Here is a 16,368-nt window from a genome sequence, read left to right as displayed (position 1 = left end):
GAAACGGTTCTCGTTCCACCGATAAAACGAAGGAAGGACCCACTACATCCCTCGAGAGTCTCATCGTACCGACCGTACCGGGATGATTCCATCTCGGATCGAGTGTTCGCGAAACTCCTCGCCGAACTGTGAGAGACCGAAGCGTGCAAGCGCTCAAGTTACTCGATCCGCGCGCACGAACAGCAGTCATAAACCGTGCGCACGAACAGTCATCAGCGGCCCCATCCGAGAACGATCGGCGGGCCCTATCCGAGAACAACGATATCGCCCATTGAGACGGGAACACGCCGACAGCCGATTCCATCCGACAGCAGATTCCATAGTACCGTTTTGCGAGAACGCTTTTGCCCGGCCTCACACGACCCTTCCGGCGACATTGACGGGGAAGGGGTTACGCGAGTGAAACGCCAATACGGCATCGAGACGGAAGCCTGTCTACCGAATGTCCTCGCGTTTCGTTGCTTTCCGATCGAGTTTCCCCGTCGAAGTGCGAGGCAAGGATTCGTCCACGAAGTGGTACGTACGGGGCCGCTCCATGCGGGCCAGTTCATCGCTCGAAAGACACCACTCGTCAAGTTCATCGACAGTGAGGTCGGAAGTCGCGGGGTAGACGTACGCGGTGACCTTCTCCCCGTACTCCTCGTCTTCGACGCCGACCACCGCGGATTCGTTCACCTTTTCGTGCGCGTTAAGACGTTCCTCAACGGGGTTCGGATAAACCTTGATCCCCTTCGACATTATGAGGAAATCGGTCCGCCCCTCGAGGTACAGAAATCCTTCTTCGTCCCGGTAGCCGAGATCGCCGGAATGCCACCACCCGTCCTCGAACGTGCTTTCGGTTTTCTCCGTACGCCCCCACGCCCAAACCGGACAATCGGGTGCCTTGATTGCTATCTCTCCGACCTCACCCGTCGGTTTGACATCCTCATACGAGCCGTCGCGGTCGATGATCCTGATCTGTACCCCCGGCACCGGCTTTCCGACGCTTTCGATCCGGCCCTCCTCCAATTCGTCGTTCGTCATCACCGTCGCATACGCCTCCGTCGCCGCGTACGAGTTTTTGACGATGTCACAGATGTTCTCCCGCAACCGCTCGAGCGTCGTCGCGTCGAGAACCTCTCCCGCCGACGTGATCGCTTGAAGGGAGCTCACGTCGAAATCACCGAACGAGTCGAGGTTGAGGAGTTCCCGCCACATCGTCGGGACGAGCAGCGCGGTCGTCAGATTGTACTCGTCGATCGTCCGGAGATACTCCTCGGGATCCCAGGTCTGGAGGAAATACGTCGTCGCACCAGAGACTAGCGCCGGAAGCACCACCGAGTACCACGCCGCGAACGACGGCGTAAAGACGTGGGGTTGCCTCGTCGACCGATTCACCTCGAGGACGTCGACTACCGCCGTTGCGCGCATGTACAGACTGCGATTAGTGTGGCACCAGCCCTTGGGTTTTCCCGTGGTCCCCGATGTCCACATCACGACGGCAGTGTCGTCCTCTCGAGCGCGGACGTCCGGTTGGTCGGTCGGTTGATCGCTGATGAACGTTTCGAACGATCGATCGAAGTCAAACTGTGACTCGCCCGTGCTGACGATCACGTCGATGTCGGTCGAGAGCTTATCGCGAACGCGCTCCTCGAAGAATTCGACGGTTGATTCGTCGACGACGAGCGCTCGAGGCCGAAACGAGTCGATACAGTACTTGAGCGTGTTCGGGGAGGCTCGGACGTGGAGATTCGAGACGGTACACCCCGCTTTGAGCGCGCCGTTCCAGAGGGTCGTATGCTCGAGGGAATTTTCACAGAGAAGCGCGACTCGGTCACCCTGTCCGAGGTGTTCCCCGAAGGCGTTCGCGGCCTGGTTGCTCTCGTCGTTGAACTCTTGCCAGGTTACTCCCCTGCCGTCGATACCGTTGCCAAAGGCCGGTTTGTGGGGATTGTTTTCGGCCGCAATACTCGAGAGATCCTTGATCGCCGGTACTTCGACTGTCGAAGTGTGGTGCATAGTAGATACGCTTGTAGTGGTTTTACTTATAGTTTGAGTGTTATCCTGCTACGTGTCATAGGACCACATCGTTCAGGGGATAGAAAGCGGAAATACGTTGAATTCGGTCGAGTGCGCTAGTTTCCAGCCGATAAGAACGTGGTATCAATCGAGGGGAAGTTACTTATACAAGGGAAAACCAATTTCGAACGATGTTTCAGCACGAATGGAAATGTGCGTGGGGAGAGGCTGATCCGCAAGGTATCGCCTACTATCCACGGCTCATTAACGCGATGCACTGCGCCGGCGAGGAATACATGGACGACAACGGAATCGCGTACTGGGATATCCCAGAGGAGTACGGAGTTTTCTTGCCGATCGTCGCGATGGACATGGAGTTCGAACGTCCCGTGATGGTCGGGGACGTGCTCCAGATCTCGGTCGAGCCCGAAATCGGAAACAAGAGCCTCGGGATGCAGTTCACCGCGACACACGAGGACGGTGGTACGGCGTACACGGGACACGAGCAACACGTCTGCGTCTCGGAAGAGGACAATCAGAGTCGACCGCTACCCGACGAGATCAAGGCGATTCTCGGCGACACGGCTGAATAGCCCCGTTCTGAACAGGCTGTGTTGATTCACAGCCCGATGCGTATTCACTCCTGAATCGATCTTCGACGAGCCTCGAGAGCGATCTCGGTTTTTACGACACGCGAGGCGACGACAAAGAGGTGGTGCTATTGCGAGACCGGCTGACAGCACACGACATCGCTCATATCGTCGATCGCGCCGCTAGCCACCTAAATTCCGGCTTCTACACGAGGGGTTATTTCTATTTCCGATACTATCGGATCATCGCCTGAACAAGCCGGCACTCAATTTCCATTACAATCCTATGCCCGTCTGTCTCAGCGAGTATTATTACACCCATATTATTGTAAATTGGCTCGGATTTCTCGAGTCTCCGATCCGGATCGCCCACATGAGGGCGAACGCCACAGCATCCCTCGCCCTTGTTGAAAGATAACATACCACCATTCTGCGCGGGGTAACCGGCCTAGACGCCCCTACACGGAATGAGTATATTCTTCCGATTATTTCGGAAATAAATCCGAGAGCGTGACGAGCGGACGAACGAGCGGCTTCCAAAAAGCTTCCAAAAAACGCTATCCACGTGCGCAATTTATCGAAGGTTGTATGTTACCACCCACCAATGCTTCGCGTATTTCTTCCCATATACTCGGATCAAACGGAATCGGGACACTAGTAGCTAGTCGCATGAAACGTCCACAATACTACCGGAGAACGACGGCGCGAGCCAGCGGCTTCTCGAAAGCGAGACCAAAATACGTTCAGAAGACACCGTTAGCTTAATACTTCACAGAATATTACCGAGAGTATGGAGTATTTCGAGGCAGTCAATTATCTAGCTACCCTACAGCGATCTAGACCGAAGTTTGGGACAGAAACGACGGAGAATATGCTCAGAGATCTCGAGGTCCCATACGACACAATCGATTACATCCAGATTGCCGGCTCCAACGGGAAGGGAAGCACAGCGAGTATGCTCGCAAGCGTTCTCGAAAGGGAAGGGGTAGACGTGGGGTTGTACACGTCGCCCGATTTGAACGATCTTCGCGAACGGATCTGCCTCAATGGAAGGAAAATACCGAAATCACGGCTGACATCGCTCGTTTCGCGAATACAATCACACGTGAACGAACGTGCCGCCGCCGGCGACGCACCGACGCAGTTCGAGGTACTGACCGCTCTCGCGTTCGCATACTTTACCGAACAGGACGTCGATATTGCGATACTCGAGGTCGGGATCGGCGGACGATACGATGCGACGAGCGTCGTCGACCCCGTCGCCAGTGCGGTCACGTCGGTCAGTTTGGAACACACGGATCTGCTCGGCGAAACCGTCGAAGAAATCGCCCGTGATAAGGCTCAGGTTGCCCCTTCAGACGGACCGTTAGTGACCGGTGCAATCGGCGAAGCGCTCTCGGCCATCCGCGAGGAGACGGCGACCGTAACCGTCGGTGGCCGGGGTTCGGATGTCCGCGTCGAGAGCCACGGGGTCGTATCCGAAACTGAAGAGCGCGTAACCGTACAGACCCCAGAGTGGGATCTCGAGGCGCGGATCCCGCTCCTCGGAACTCATCAAGCGATAAACGCTGGCATCGCGACAGTGCTCGCAACGCAGGTCGCGGACGTCGAACGGTCGACGGTCGAGGAGGGACTCCGGCGAGTGCAGTGGCCGGGGCGTTTCGAAATCGTCACGTCGGAGCCGTACGTCGCGCTCGACGGCGCTCACAACCCGGATGCCTGTTCAAAACTCGCGTCACTCGTGGACCGATACGACTACGATCGACTCCACGTGGTCCTCGGGGTACTACAGGACAAAGACCACGAAGAGATGGTCGCTACACTCCCCCGGTTCGACACGGCCGTCGTCTGCCAACCGGACGTAGACCGCGCCGAGTCACCTGAAACGCTCGAGAGTATCGTCGACCGGGAAACAGCTGCCGACGTCACTACTGCCCCGACGGTTCTCACCGCGGTCGAACGAGCGATCGACCGCGCCGAACCCGACGATTTCGTGCTCGTGACGGGATCACTGTATACGGTCGCCGAAGCTCGAGATCGATGGACGAGACGCCTCATTCCGAAACGAACTCGCTCACGGGCGAGCTTACGGAAAGTGCTCGAGAATAGTCAGATCTCGCCCACACGCGCCTCGAGTGTGCTGGAGGATTTTCAGCAACAGACGGTCAAGACCTTCTGTCGACCGAGGAGTGTAGACGAGCTAACGGAACGCATGCGGTCTGTGGGCGGAGCGGCGACCGCCTCGGCCATCGAGGGCGTTCACCAGCACGTCGATGTCGTTCTGAATGGATCTCACAACCAGTTCCGCCAACTCATCGAAGCGCTTGAGGAAACCGACGGCGAGCTCTCCCATATTGCGTCCCAACTTCGCACTACCCTTGGCTTCGACGAGGACAACCCGTGGAGCGAGTATCCATGGGCCAAGAACTCGCCGGCCATCATGGGGGTCGCGAACGTGACGCCGGACAGCTTCCACGACGGTGGCGAGTACAACCGGACCGAAGACGCCGTCGAGAGAGCCACTCGCCTCATCGAAGACGGTGCAGACATCGTCGATATCGGCGGCGAAAGCACGCGACCGGGGGCAAAGCCGGTGCCCGCCGACCAGGAGATCGATCGCGTTATCCCGGTCGTCGAACGGCTCGCGGATCGCTCGAGTCTCGTCGCCGTCGATACGCAAAAAGCTGAGGTCGCGAAAGCGGCTCTCGACGCGGGAGCGGATATCATCAACGACGTCTCGGGGCTTGTAGATCCCGAGATGCGCCAGGTCGTCGCCGAGAACGACGTTCCCGTCGTCGTGATGCACAGCCTAGAGACGCCGGTGAATCCCGATCAAACGGTACCGTACGACGATATCGTGGAGGACGTGATCGACGATCTGACGGAGCGAATCTTGCTCGCCGAGCGAAACGGAATCGAGAGGGAACGAATTATCGTCGATCCCGGAATCGGGTTCGGAAAGAACGCGTCGGAGAGCTTCGAACTGATCGGCCGACTCGACGAACTGCAGGCGCTCGGTTGTCCGGTGCTTCTCGGGCACTCTCACAAATCGCTGTTCAGCGAGGTCGGGTGCGGGCCCGACGATCGGCTTGCACCGACAGTCGCGGCGACCGCACTGGCCGCCGAACGCCGTGCGGACATTATTCGGGTCCACGATGTCGCCGAGAACGCGGCGGCGGTCCGAACGGCGAGATCTGTAAAGCAGTCAGGAGACAACCTCTAATGGATAACACATTTCTCGCGGCACCCAGTTTCCGGACCTCCCAACAGCGGCCCCGGCCCGGGGAACCAGTTATTTTGACCACCGACGTACCTCCGGATAGCTACTGGACACACCCAAAACGATCGCCACGAGTAGAATCTCCCCGGCCATGACTGAACCAGCCGTCAAAACGGACGTCGAGACGTTCGCAAGCGTCGCCGAGAACGCACCCTCGAACGCCAGAGTTCCGGTCGAAGTGCGCGTCGTCGTTTCGGACACGTTCGACGCGTACCGAAACGCTCGAGACGGGGCCGGCGGGTTCTATCTCGAGACCTCCGGCGGTCAGGACGGCTGGGGGTACTTCGGCATCGAACCGATCGAACGCGTTCGGATCGACACGGAGGACGTCTTCCGCGAGGACAGCGACTCGAGTCCGTCGTTAGCGGCTATCGACGAACTCCTCGAACGCGAACAGCTGGTCCGGGGTCACTGCAACGTGCCCTACCCCTGCGGTGCGTTCGGTTGGCTCTCGTACGATGTCGCCCGCGAACTCGAGGATCTGCCGACGACGACGAGAAACGAGCGACGACTGCCCCACCTCCAGCTCGGTGTATTCGACTGCGTCGCCGCCTGGCGTCAGCCGTGCGACGGGGAGGTTACACTCCACGTTACCGCCTGTCCGGTCGTGAAAGACGATCCGAGGGCGGCGTACGAGCGCGGACGAGAAAAAGCGGTGGCACTAGCCGAAGACGCGACGACGGGTTCGTCCGATATATCGATGCCGACATCGGCCGCGAAATCGGCCAGCTTCGAAAGCAGTTGCGGCCCGCAGGGGTTCGCCGACCGAGTGAGAACGGTCAAAGAGCACGTCCGCAACGGAGACACGTTCCAGGCGAACGTCTCTCACCGGCTCACGGCACCGGCGAACGTCCATCCGGTCGAAGCGTTCTCGGCGCTCCGGGCTGTTAACCCGGCCCCCTACTCGGGACTGCTCGAATACCCGGGCGTCGATCTGGTGAGTGCGAGCCCGGAGCTTCTGCTCGAGGTCAGAGACGATCGGGTGGCGACGGAACCGATCGCCGGAACTCGTCCTCGCGGGGAGACCCAGGAGAAAGACGAATCGCTCGAGACGGAGTTACGCGCAGACGAAAAAGAGCGCGCGGAACACGCAATGATGGTCGACCTCGAACGGAACGACCTCGGAAAAGTCTGCGAGTACGGAACCATCGACGTTACCGAATACCGCCGCATCGACCGGTATTCGGAGGTGATGCACCTCGTCTCACTGATCGAAGGGAAACGGCGTGCCGAGACTTCGATCGCGGACGCCATCGGCGCGGTCTTTCCCGGCGGAACGATCACCGGCGCACCCAAACCGCGAACGATGGAAATTATCGACGAAGTCGAACACACGTGTCGCGGGCCGTACACCGGCAGTATCGCCGTCCTCGGTTTCGACGACCGCGCTACGTTGAACATCATTATCCGAACGCTCGTCCGGCACGAAGACGAGTACCACCTTCGGGTGGGAGCGGGAATCGTCCACGACTCCGATCCGGGTAGTGAATACTACGAGACGCTGGACAAAGCTGCCGCACTGATCACCGCTATCGACACGGCACTCGACGAAAGCGGGTCTTTCGACGTCGAAACGCCGACCGGCACACTCGAGGATGTCAAATGATCCTGATTATCGACAATTACGACTCGTTCGTCTACAATCTGGTACAGTACATCGGTGATGCCGTCCCAGCAACGCACGGGACCGAAGCGCGCAGTTCGTCGCCAGTCGTGGTCCGACGCAACGATGAAATCGACATCGCGGGGGTTCGCGAACTGGATCCGGACGGAATCGTCGTGTCGCCGGGACCCGGAACACCGTACGATGCCGGCGTCTCGATGGATATCTTCGTTGAAACCGAGTATCCGACGCTGGGCGTGTGTCTCGGCCATCAGGCGCTCTGTGCGGCCAACGGTGTACCCGTTGACCACGCGCCCGAAGTGGTCCACGGAAAATCATCGACTGTCGTACACGACGACGAAGGACTGTTCGCCGGCCTTCCGAACCCGATTACGGCCGGCCGGTACCACTCGCTCGCGGCGACGGGTAGCGAACTTCCCGATTGCATCGTCCCGACAGCACGAACTGACGACGAGCGAGGCGTGCTTATGGGCGTCCGACACGCGGAAAAGCCCCATTTCGGGATTCAATTTCACCCGGAAAGCGTTCTCACCGAGATGGGAGAGCGAATGGTCGAGAACTTTTGCAGTTCGATTGCGGTTGTCGAGTGAAAGCGACGCTGGACGCCGGTCGATTACTCGCGTACGCGTCGCTTCGGCGTTACAGACATCGAAATCATTTTTTAGGTTGATTGTGACTTGGTACCCACCGAGTGGACGAGGGCGAGCGATATTCCGGAGTAATCGACGGACCAGCCTGAATCGACTCGTATTCGTACACGGAAACCCAAACTAAAGGTGTTCGCCACAACATGACCCAAATTATCGACGGCAACGAGATCGGAGACCGGATCAAGAACGAACTGACGGAGAGCGTAGCCGCGTTATCGGACTCGGAGGTCACCCCGAGCCTCGCGACCGTTCTCATGAGCGACGACGACGCCAGCGAGACGTACGTCTCGATGAAACAGCGGGCGTGTGATGCGGTCGGCGTAAACGGCATTCACATCGAGATCGACGCGGATTCGTCACAGGAGGAGTTGTTCGAACATATCGATACTCTGAATTCGGATCCCGACGTGAACGGCATCCTCGTCCAGATGCCGGTTCCCGACCACGTCGACAAGCAGGCGGTACTTCAGCGGATCGATCCGATGAAAGACGTGGACGGCTTTCATCCGGAAAACGTCGGGCGACTCGTCTCGGGTACTCCGCGATTCGTTCCGTGCACGCCTCACGGCGTCCAAAAACTCCTGTCGGCGATAGACGTCGATCCGGAAGGGAAAGATGTCGCCATCGTCGGCCGGTCGAACATCGTCGGCAAACCGCTGGCAAACTTACTAACGCAAAAAGGGCCGGGCGGTAACGCGACCGTCACCGTTTGCCACTCGCGCACGAGCGACCTCGGCGAGAAAACCCGCGACGCGGATATCGTCGTCGCGGCGACCGGCGTCCCGAACCTCATCGACGGCTCGATGATCTCGGAAGGGACCGTCGTCATCGATGTCGGCGTCAACCGCGTCGATGCGGCTACCGAGAAGGGGTACGAACTGGTCGGAGACGTCGAATTCGACAGTGCAAAAGAGAAAGCCGGTGCGATTACGCCAGTTCCTGGCGGCGTCGGACCGATGACGATATCGATGCTTCTGTACAATACGGTGAAGGCGACGGGTCTGCAGGAAGGTATCGAAGTCGAGTTGCCGGAGCCGACGCTGTGATCGTTTCTAATCGTCTCCACTTCGGTAGACGCCCCAGTGAGTAGCCGTCCGACGAGACATTTTCTCGTACCGATCGATCACGTCGAACGCTACGACAGTGAAGAAAGAGGGATGCTCCCGTTAGGTCCAATTAAGGAGTCTAAAGCGCACTTGACGGAGACCCCTGTCGAGGGCGAATCCGAGAATCATGATCGCGATCAACGTCGCGTAGACCTGCACCGAATCGAACGTTCGCACGCCCTGGATCTCGATGTGGCCGAGCCCGCCGCCGCCCGCGACCATCTCGAAGACGAAGGTGATGATCAGCGAGATCGGGAGCGCGATCTGGATGCCGGAGATAATGCCGGGAGCCGAGGCCGGAACGATCACTCTTCTGAGCAGTTGTCGATCCGACGTTCCCATCATCCGAGCCGACCAGATGAGGTTCTCGTCGACGTCTCGAGTCGCGTTCCGAACGTTGATCGCGACGGGCCAGAAACAGCCGATCGCGACGAGCACGATCTTCGAGAGGTCGCCGGTCCCGAACCAGAACAGGAAGACCGGAACGAGAGCGATGACGGGGACGGGATAGCCGACCTCGATGATGGGATCGAAGAACCAGCTCGCAATTCGGTTGCGAGCTGTCAGTACGCCGATAACTATCCCGAGCGTACAGGCGATCACGAGACCGACGAGGGCCCGTCGAACCGTCAGATAGCCGTGGTAGATGAGCGTCCCGTCAACGGTCATCTCGAAGAACCGAACGAGGATATCCGAAAGGGGTGGGAGGAAGTAGTAGTGAATCATCCCGAGCTGAGTCACGATCTCCCAGATCAGAAGAACGATGATTAACGAATACACCGACTTTCCGGCGTTGACCGCATCGGTACGGTCGAACGAGAGCTTGTTGCTTACGTCCATCGAACCACCTTCTGTTCTAACCACTCGTACCCACGGACCGCGAAGAAAGCGGCCGCCGAAATGATAACGAGGACGGCGAACATGTGCGTGTACGCGCCGACCTCGCTGTAGCGCAGAATTTCGAATCCGACGCCTTCGTTCGAGGCGATGAGTTCCGCGCTCACGAGCGCGATGAACGCAATCGGTATCGCTTGTCGAATCCCGGTGAGGATACTCGGTATCGTCGCCGGGATGACCACCTTGAGCGGGATCTTCCAGGACGGCATCCCCATCATCTGTGCGGACCAAATAAGGTTCTGATCGACGTCTCGAGCGGAGTTATAACTGTTCAAGACGATCGGAAGCAAGCAGGCCAGGAAGACGATCAAGACCGCCGTTTCCGTACCGACGCCTAACCAGAGGATCGCGAGCGGAACGAGCGCCGCTTTGGGGATTGGGTAGATCAACGCGAGGAAGACTTCAAAGAAGTCCTCGACGGGATCCGAGCGGGCCATACCGACCCCCAGCAGGACGCCTATCGAGATGCTGAGTGCGAGCCCGACCCCGACGCGGAACAGCGAGATCTGCAGGTGGGGCAACACGTCACCGGAAACAAGCAACTCCCACGTGACGGACGCGACTTCGGACGGCGGAGGGAGGACGACACTGGGGACGAACACGCCGCTGGCGAACTCCCAGAACCCTATGACGATGAACAACGGGATCCATTCGAGGAGAAACCGAACGGGCCGCTGGATCGACTCGGGCACCGTTTCTTCGACATCGGCTAATCGAAGGTTGGCATAGGACATGGGTTACAGTTGTTTCTCCGGTTGGGTTTCTTCGCGAAGTGACTGCCAAACTTGGTTTTTCATATCGGTGTACTCGTCGGACATGATGATATCCTCCCGATCCTGCGATCGGTCGACATCGATTTCGACGGACGCTTTTTTCGTTCCAGGATGGCGAGTCATGATCATCACACGCTCCGAGAGGTAGACCGCTTCCTCCACGTCGTGAGTGATGAACATCACCGTCTTCTCGAGATCGCGCCAAATGTCGAGAAGGTGATCCTGGAGCAGTTCGCGGAGCGGTTGATCCAGCGCACCGAACGGTTCGTCCATGAGGAGAATCTTCGGATCGTACGCGAGGGTTCGCGCGAGAGCAACCCGCTGTTTCATTCCGCCAGAGAGCTCCTTCGGGTACTTATCCTCGAACCCGTCGAGGTCCATCATATCGATGAATCGCTGCGCTCTCGAGCGGCGTTCCTCCTTGGCGACACCGTTCTGTTCGAGACCGTACGTGACGTTTCCCATGACGGTGCGCCACGGAAAGAGCGCGTAGTCCTGAAAGACGACACCTCGGTCGGTCCCCGGTCCGTTGATCGACTGATCGTCGACCGCCATCGTGCCCGACGACGCCTCGAGAAACCCAGCAACGAGATACAAGAGCGTGCTTTTTCCGCACCCGCTGGGACCGACGACGCTCAAAAACTCGCCGCTTGGTACCTCTAAGGAGAGGTCGTCGATCGCCTTCGTTCGTTCAGCCCCCGATTCGTATACTTTTTCCAGATTCGAGATTGTGACGTGTCCTTCAACCATTTTTGATTAGGAATGCGGCGAAACGCTATTTAACTGTTCTCATGCGATACGACCACACAGCATCGATCCCATTACGAGACGAATTCGTTCGTCGCGTGCTCTTCCATATTGACCTCCTCCTCGGTGAGACCGAGGTCGTACATTTCGTCGACGATTCCCTGGAGAGCGTCGAAGTCGATCTCGAAGTCGCGGTAGTAGTCGTTCTCCGTCAGGAAGAACTGGTCGACCGTCTCTTCGGGGATTTCGAAGTGATCAGCGGCGAGCGAGACAACCTCGTCGCGGTTGTTTTCGATGTAATCGATAACGTCTCGGAAGTCATCCATCCACGCCTGGAGTTCGTCTTCCTTTTCATCGATCGCGTCATTCGTCGCAGTCGTGAACGTGTATGGGTACGGTCGGAGTTCCTCCTGGAACGCGTCTCGGGTTGTAAAGACTTCAGTGAGCCCCTCGCTTCGCGCATCGACGGAATACAGGCCGGGGAAAATCGCCGCATCGAAGATTCCATCTTCGAGCCCCGGAATAAATGTCGGGAACCCCTGCTCGATGAATTCGACGTCTTCCTCGTGGTCGATACCGAGTTGATCGAACATTTTGACGTAGACTGCGTGGACGCCGGTCCCGACCGCGTTAACGGCGACCGTTCCACCCTCCAAATCCTCGGGTTCAGTAATGTCCGAGTCCGGAAGCGAGCAGACGTTCACCGCGAAGTAGTCCGGGTGAGCGTCCCACATGTCGATAGCGATCGTCGAGATTCCACCGGGAACGGCGTCGGCGGCAACTGCATTGGGGAAACTCTCCATGGTTAGTAATCCGAGATCAGCTTCGCCGGATGCGAGCGCGTTTACGGTATCGGGTGTACTCGCGTCCTGATGAATCTCGAACTCGTAGTCTTCGCCGACGTGCTCTAACTCGTCTTGGAGCTCGGGAATATCGAGCAAGGAGCCCAGATTTTCGATTGGGACGACAAAGTTGAATTGAAGCGCCCCTTCATCCGATCCCACGCACCCTGCCAGTCCTGTGAGACCGACAGCTGTTGCGGCTGTACCAGTTTTAAGGAATTGCCTTCTGCTACTAGGTAGCATACATTGGTAGTCATACAGAATTGGTAAAAGTGTTACGGTAACACGCCACGCACGTGTTAGTGCATCTATATCTCCAAAGTTCGACACAGCCAAATCGCGTACTGTAGGAAAATATTACCTGTAGAAGAAACCGTTTATCGTTAGTTAGGAGATGTAGAATCGTACAATGGATAACAGTCCACAGTCCATCTCTTTCACGCCGGGTGACGTCGGCGTCGACCCGATTTCGCAAGGAGACGTGGATATTGAAACGTACTCCGTGGTAGATCCCGACGGATCGTTCGATTCTGAGCGGGTGCCCGATCTCAGCGACGACGAGTTTCGCGATCTCTATCGGTGGATGCTCGTACAGCGCGTGTACGATGATCGTGCAACGAAACTTCAGCGCCGCGGTCAACTCGGAACGATCGCTTCGGGACGGGGGCAAGAAGCGAGCATTGTCGGGAGTGGATCCGCCCTTTCACTGGACGACTGGATATTCCCGTATGGCCGCGAGGCAGCTGCGTTGTTGATGCACGGACTTCCGCTGCGAGACCTCCTCATGTATTGGCGCGGCATCGAAGATGCGTCGAGAATGAGGAACGCAAACATCGTTCCGATGTCCATCTCAGTCGGTGCGCACGTCCCGTTCGCAACCGGAAAGGCGTGGGGGATGCAACTCGGGGACGAAGACACCGTCACGTTCACGAACCTCGGCGACGGTGCGACGTCGACCGGCGCGTTTCACGAAGGCATGAACTTAGCCGGCGTTCTCGGCGTTCCCGCGGTGTTTTTCTGTCTGAACAACCAGTACGCTATTTCGCTGTCCTTCGACGAGCAGACGAACGCCGAGACGGTCGCACAGAAGGCACTCGCGTACGGAATCGACAGCATTCGCGTCGACGGCAACGACGTGCTCGCCGTCTACAATGCGGTCTCGACCGCCCGAGAGCGCGCCCTCGAGGGGAACCCGGTTCTGGTCGAAGCGGTCACGTACAGACGGGGCGCACATACCACGAGCGATGACCCGACTCGCTACCGAAGCGACGAGGAGGTCGAAAAATGGAAAGACCGTGATCCGCTCGAGCGGTACCGTTCGTTCCTCGAGGAAACCGGTCGGTGGGACGCGGTCGACGAAGCGGCGATCCGCGAGGAGTTTGGGACGGAGTTCGAGGAGGCCGTCGAGGCCGCAGACGAGTTCGAAGAGCGCGATGTCGAGGAGATATTTGAGTATCTCTACAAAGAAATGCCGCCCGAACTCGAGCGCCAATTAGCAGGATTAGAAGACTTTCTCGAAGAACGGCCCGACGTGTACGACCATATCGAACGCCGACCCAAGGGATAAGAGCCAATATCATGAACGCGACAATTATCGAAGCGGTCAACGACGCATTGCACAAAGAGATGGAAAACGACGACAAGACTGTCGTCTTCGGGCAGGACGTCGCCGAATCCGGCGGCGTCTTCCGAGCCACCGAGGGGCTGTTAGCGGAGTTCGGGTCGGACCGAGTGCTCGACGCACCGCTCTCGGAGATCGCCATCGCCGGGGCCGCGGTTGGATTGGCGACTCACGGCTACCGCCCGGTCGCCGAGATCCAGTTTTCGGGCTTTCTGCCGCCCGCGTTCGACCAGTTGGTCACGAACGCAAGCCGAATCCGCTGGCGAACCCGCGGCGAACTCACCGCACCGATGGTCGTTCGCACGCCCTACGGCGCCGGCGTTCGTGCGCTTGAGCACCACTCCGAAAGCCTCGAAGGAGCGTACGGGCACATCCCCGGCCTGAAACTGGCGATTCCGTCGACCCCGCACGACGCGAAGGGAATGCTCATCAGCGCCATCCGCGATCCCGATCCGGTGTTGTTCATGGAACCCAAACACGTCTATCGCTCGCTCCGAGAAGACGTTCCCGAGGAGACCTACACCGAACCGCTCGGGAAAGCGGCGGTACGCCGGGAAGGAACCGACGTTACCGTCGTCTCCTGGGGATCGATGATGCACAACACGATAGAGGCCGTCGACAACCTCGAGAACGTCGACGCTGAGATCATCGACCTCCGAACGATTTCCCCCTTCGACAGGGAGACCGTCCTCGAATCCGTGCGAAAGACGGGGCGGTGTGTCGTCGTCCACGAAGCGGCCAAGACCGGCGGCTTCGGCGGCGAAGTCATCGCCGCGATCAACGACGACGCGCTCATGTACCTCGAAGCGCCGATCAACCGGGTCACCGGATTCGATATTCCCGTTCCGCTCCTGTCGATGGAAGATTTCTACATCCCGCATCCGCCGCGCATCGAAGAAGCGATCGAAGAAACGATGAGTCACTGACGGTCCTGCAACCGGGTTTTCTTGCGACGCGGCTCGTTTTCGGACGATTCGATGCGATCTGTCCAGTTCGACGAGCAACACGACTCAGAATTCCGTCTCGAGGGTTACCGATTCAACGTGTGAATGGCCCGATCTCGAGCGTTCTCGGACGCTTCCATGATAGCCTCCGACAGTGTCGGATGGGCATGGACGGCTCCCGTAATATCCTCGAGTTTCGCGCCCATTTCGATCGCGAGACCGAGTTCGGCGATGAGTTCAGACGCCTCCGGAGCAACGATCTGTCCACCGAGGACGAACCCGGTTTCGGAATCGGCGACGACTCGAACGAATCCGTCGGATTCGCCCATCGACAGCGACCGACCGTTGGCTCGCAGCGCCATCGTTCCGACGACGGGGTCGAATCCAGAATCGGTGGCCTCCGCTTCGGTCATCCCGACCGTTCCGATTTCGGGGTCCGTAAAGACGGCCGCGGGGATCGCCTGGTGATCGAGCGCCACGGGTTCTCCGGCGGCGACGCCGGCGGCGACGAGCCCTTCAGCACTGGCCTTGTGAGCCAGCATCGGTTCCCCCGCCACGTCACCCACCGCGAGGACGTGCTCGAGGTCTGTTCGCGCCCGCTCGTCGGTTTCGATGAATCCGCGATCGTTGGTTTCGAGCCCGAGCGCATCGATCTCAAGGTCCTCGGTGACCGGTTCCCGACCGACGGCAACGAGGACGCGATCTGCGTCGAAGACCGACTCCTCGCCGTCCTCGTCTTCCGCGCGTACCCGTACGCCGCCGTCGGCCTCGTCCCAATCGGTTGCGCTGACGCCGAATCGGAAGTCGATACCGAGTTCCTCCGCTCGATCTTTGACGACGCGTGCGATGTCGTCCTCGTAGGTTGGCAGGGCATCCTCGAGCATCTCCACGACAGTCACGGTAGCGCCGGCTTTCGCGAACACGGTCGAAAGTTCCATGCCGATGTACCCCGCGCCGACGACGAGGAGCTCGTCCGGGATTTCCTCGGCATCGAGCGCATCCCGAGAAGACCAGATCGAGTCGTTCGCGAAATCAAAGTTGGGGATCGTGAGCGGACGACTCCCCGTCGCGATGACGGCGTGTTCGAACTCGATCGACTCGCTCCCCTGACCTTCGCCGCCGTGGGCGACGCGAACGGCGTCCTCGTCGATGAACGTCGCGGTGCCCTCGACCAACGAGACGCCGTTGGCCTTGCATAATTTTTCGACGCCGCCGGTCAGTTGATCCACGACATCGTCCTTCCACTCGACGAGCGCTCGCATGTCGATCGACGGGTCGGCGTGGACGCCCATCTCC

At 58.8% G+C, this 16,368-nt stretch carries 13 protein-coding genes; 7 read left to right on the top strand and 6 right to left on the bottom strand.

Annotation, left to right across the window (positions count from 1 at the left end; translation table 11 throughout):
- Positions 1-435: 435 nt before the first annotated feature.
- Positions 436-1,998: a class I adenylate-forming enzyme family protein gene (locus tag QNM96_RS20245; protein ID WP_283838618.1), complete on the bottom strand. Its 1,563-nt coding sequence runs from the start codon at positions 1,996-1,998 to the stop codon at positions 436-438.
- A 191-nt stretch (positions 1,999-2,189) separates the two neighbouring features.
- Between QNM96_RS20245 and QNM96_RS20240 the strand changes: the two genes are divergently transcribed.
- The 5 genes from QNM96_RS20240 to QNM96_RS20220 all read left to right on the top strand — a co-directional run bounded on the left by QNM96_RS20240 (position 2,190) and on the right by QNM96_RS20220 (position 9,188).
- On the top strand, positions 2,190-2,591 hold the full coding sequence (locus QNM96_RS20240) for a thioesterase family protein (RefSeq protein WP_283838617.1): 402 nt from the start codon (positions 2,190-2,192) through the stop codon (positions 2,589-2,591).
- Between the two features lie 787 nt (positions 2,592-3,378).
- Complete coding sequence (gene folP, locus QNM96_RS20235; protein ID WP_283838616.1) at positions 3,379-5,811, top strand: dihydropteroate synthase; 2,433 nt, start codon at positions 3,379-3,381, stop codon at positions 5,809-5,811.
- Between the two features lie 148 nt (positions 5,812-5,959).
- Positions 5,960-7,474 (top strand): anthranilate synthase component I family protein, encoded by a 1,515-nt coding sequence (locus QNM96_RS20230; RefSeq protein ID WP_283838615.1) that lies wholly within the window; start codon positions 5,960-5,962, stop codon positions 7,472-7,474.
- The gene (locus tag QNM96_RS20225) at positions 7,471-8,082 is read left to right on the top strand and encodes an aminodeoxychorismate/anthranilate synthase component II (protein WP_283838614.1); all 612 of its coding nucleotides are present in this window, start codon (positions 7,471-7,473) and stop codon (positions 8,080-8,082) included. Before QNM96_RS20230 ends, QNM96_RS20225 begins: the two co-directional genes overlap by 4 nt.
- Before the next feature lie 200 nt (positions 8,083-8,282).
- The gene (locus QNM96_RS20220) at positions 8,283-9,188 is read left to right on the top strand and encodes a tetrahydrofolate dehydrogenase/cyclohydrolase catalytic domain-containing protein (RefSeq protein ID WP_283838613.1); all 906 of its coding nucleotides are present in this window, start codon (positions 8,283-8,285) and stop codon (positions 9,186-9,188) included.
- Between the two features lie 120 nt (positions 9,189-9,308).
- Here the strand turns inward: QNM96_RS20220 and QNM96_RS20215 are convergent, their stop codons facing one another.
- The 4 genes from QNM96_RS20215 to QNM96_RS20200 all read right to left on the bottom strand — a co-directional run bounded on the left by QNM96_RS20215 (position 9,309) and on the right by QNM96_RS20200 (position 12,750).
- Positions 9,309-10,088 (bottom strand): ABC transporter permease, encoded by a 780-nt coding sequence (locus tag QNM96_RS20215; protein WP_283838612.1) that lies wholly within the window; start codon positions 10,086-10,088, stop codon positions 9,309-9,311.
- Positions 10,079-10,879, bottom strand: coding sequence for an ABC transporter permease (locus tag QNM96_RS20210; protein ID WP_283838611.1), 801 nt, complete (start codon positions 10,877-10,879; stop codon positions 10,079-10,081). The genes QNM96_RS20215 and QNM96_RS20210 overlap by 10 nt, the downstream gene beginning before the upstream one ends.
- A gap of 3 nt (positions 10,880-10,882) precedes the next feature.
- On the bottom strand, positions 10,883-11,668 hold the full coding sequence (locus QNM96_RS20205) for an ABC transporter ATP-binding protein (RefSeq protein ID WP_283838610.1): 786 nt from the start codon (positions 11,666-11,668) through the stop codon (positions 10,883-10,885).
- 71 nt (positions 11,669-11,739) lie between these two features.
- The gene (locus QNM96_RS20200; protein ID WP_283838609.1) at positions 11,740-12,750 is read right to left on the bottom strand and encodes an ABC transporter substrate-binding protein; all 1,011 of its coding nucleotides are present in this window, start codon (positions 12,748-12,750) and stop codon (positions 11,740-11,742) included.
- A gap of 166 nt (positions 12,751-12,916) precedes the next feature.
- Here QNM96_RS20200 and QNM96_RS20195 point away from each other — a divergent pair, with 166 nt between their 5' ends.
- On the top strand, positions 12,917-14,074 hold the full coding sequence (locus QNM96_RS20195; RefSeq protein WP_283838608.1) for a thiamine pyrophosphate-dependent dehydrogenase E1 component subunit alpha: 1,158 nt from the start codon (positions 12,917-12,919) through the stop codon (positions 14,072-14,074).
- Between the two features lie 11 nt (positions 14,075-14,085).
- Complete coding sequence (locus QNM96_RS20190; protein ID WP_283838607.1) at positions 14,086-15,054, top strand: alpha-ketoacid dehydrogenase subunit beta; 969 nt, start codon at positions 14,086-14,088, stop codon at positions 15,052-15,054.
- 104 nt (positions 15,055-15,158) lie between these two features.
- On the opposite strand, the gene QNM96_RS20185 is transcribed toward QNM96_RS20190, so the two are convergent.
- Positions 15,159-16,368 (bottom strand): FAD-dependent oxidoreductase (locus QNM96_RS20185; protein ID WP_283838606.1); only part of this gene is annotated, 1,210 nt, incomplete at its 5' end.

Source organism: Halostagnicola sp. A-GB9-2 (genome assembly GCF_030068615.1).
Classification (GTDB): domain Archaea; phylum Halobacteriota; class Halobacteria; order Halobacteriales; family Natrialbaceae; genus Halostagnicola.
Note: the sequence above shows the minus strand (reverse complement) of the source record. Positions and strands in the feature narration are given on the sequence as shown.

Excerpts from the sequence above, each read along its gene's own strand:
- QNM96_RS20245 (WP_283838618.1), bottom strand. The coding sequence starts at position 1,998 with ATGCACCACACTTCGACAGTCGAAGTACCGGCGATCAAGGATCTCTCG.
- QNM96_RS20240 (WP_283838617.1), top strand. The coding sequence starts at position 2,190 with ATGTTTCAGCACGAATGGAAATGTGCGTGGGGAGAGGCTGATCCGCAA.
- folP (WP_283838616.1), top strand. The coding sequence starts at position 3,379 with ATGGAGTATTTCGAGGCAGTCAATTATCTAGCTACCCTACAGCGATCT.
- QNM96_RS20230 (WP_283838615.1), top strand. The coding sequence starts at position 5,960 with ATGACTGAACCAGCCGTCAAAACGGACGTCGAGACGTTCGCAAGCGTC.
- QNM96_RS20225 (WP_283838614.1), top strand. The coding sequence starts at position 7,471 with ATGATCCTGATTATCGACAATTACGACTCGTTCGTCTACAATCTGGTA.
- QNM96_RS20220 (WP_283838613.1), top strand. The coding sequence starts at position 8,283 with ATGACCCAAATTATCGACGGCAACGAGATCGGAGACCGGATCAAGAAC.
- QNM96_RS20215 (WP_283838612.1), bottom strand. The coding sequence starts at position 10,088 with ATGGACGTAAGCAACAAGCTCTCGTTCGACCGTACCGATGCGGTCAAC.
- QNM96_RS20210 (WP_283838611.1), bottom strand. The coding sequence starts at position 10,879 with ATGTCCTATGCCAACCTTCGATTAGCCGATGTCGAAGAAACGGTGCCC.
- QNM96_RS20205 (WP_283838610.1), bottom strand. The coding sequence starts at position 11,668 with ATGGTTGAAGGACACGTCACAATCTCGAATCTGGAAAAAGTATACGAA.
- QNM96_RS20200 (WP_283838609.1), bottom strand. The coding sequence starts at position 12,750 with ATGCTACCTAGTAGCAGAAGGCAATTCCTTAAAACTGGTACAGCCGCA.
- QNM96_RS20195 (WP_283838608.1), top strand. The coding sequence starts at position 12,917 with ATGGATAACAGTCCACAGTCCATCTCTTTCACGCCGGGTGACGTCGGC.
- QNM96_RS20190 (WP_283838607.1), top strand. The coding sequence starts at position 14,086 with ATGAACGCGACAATTATCGAAGCGGTCAACGACGCATTGCACAAAGAG.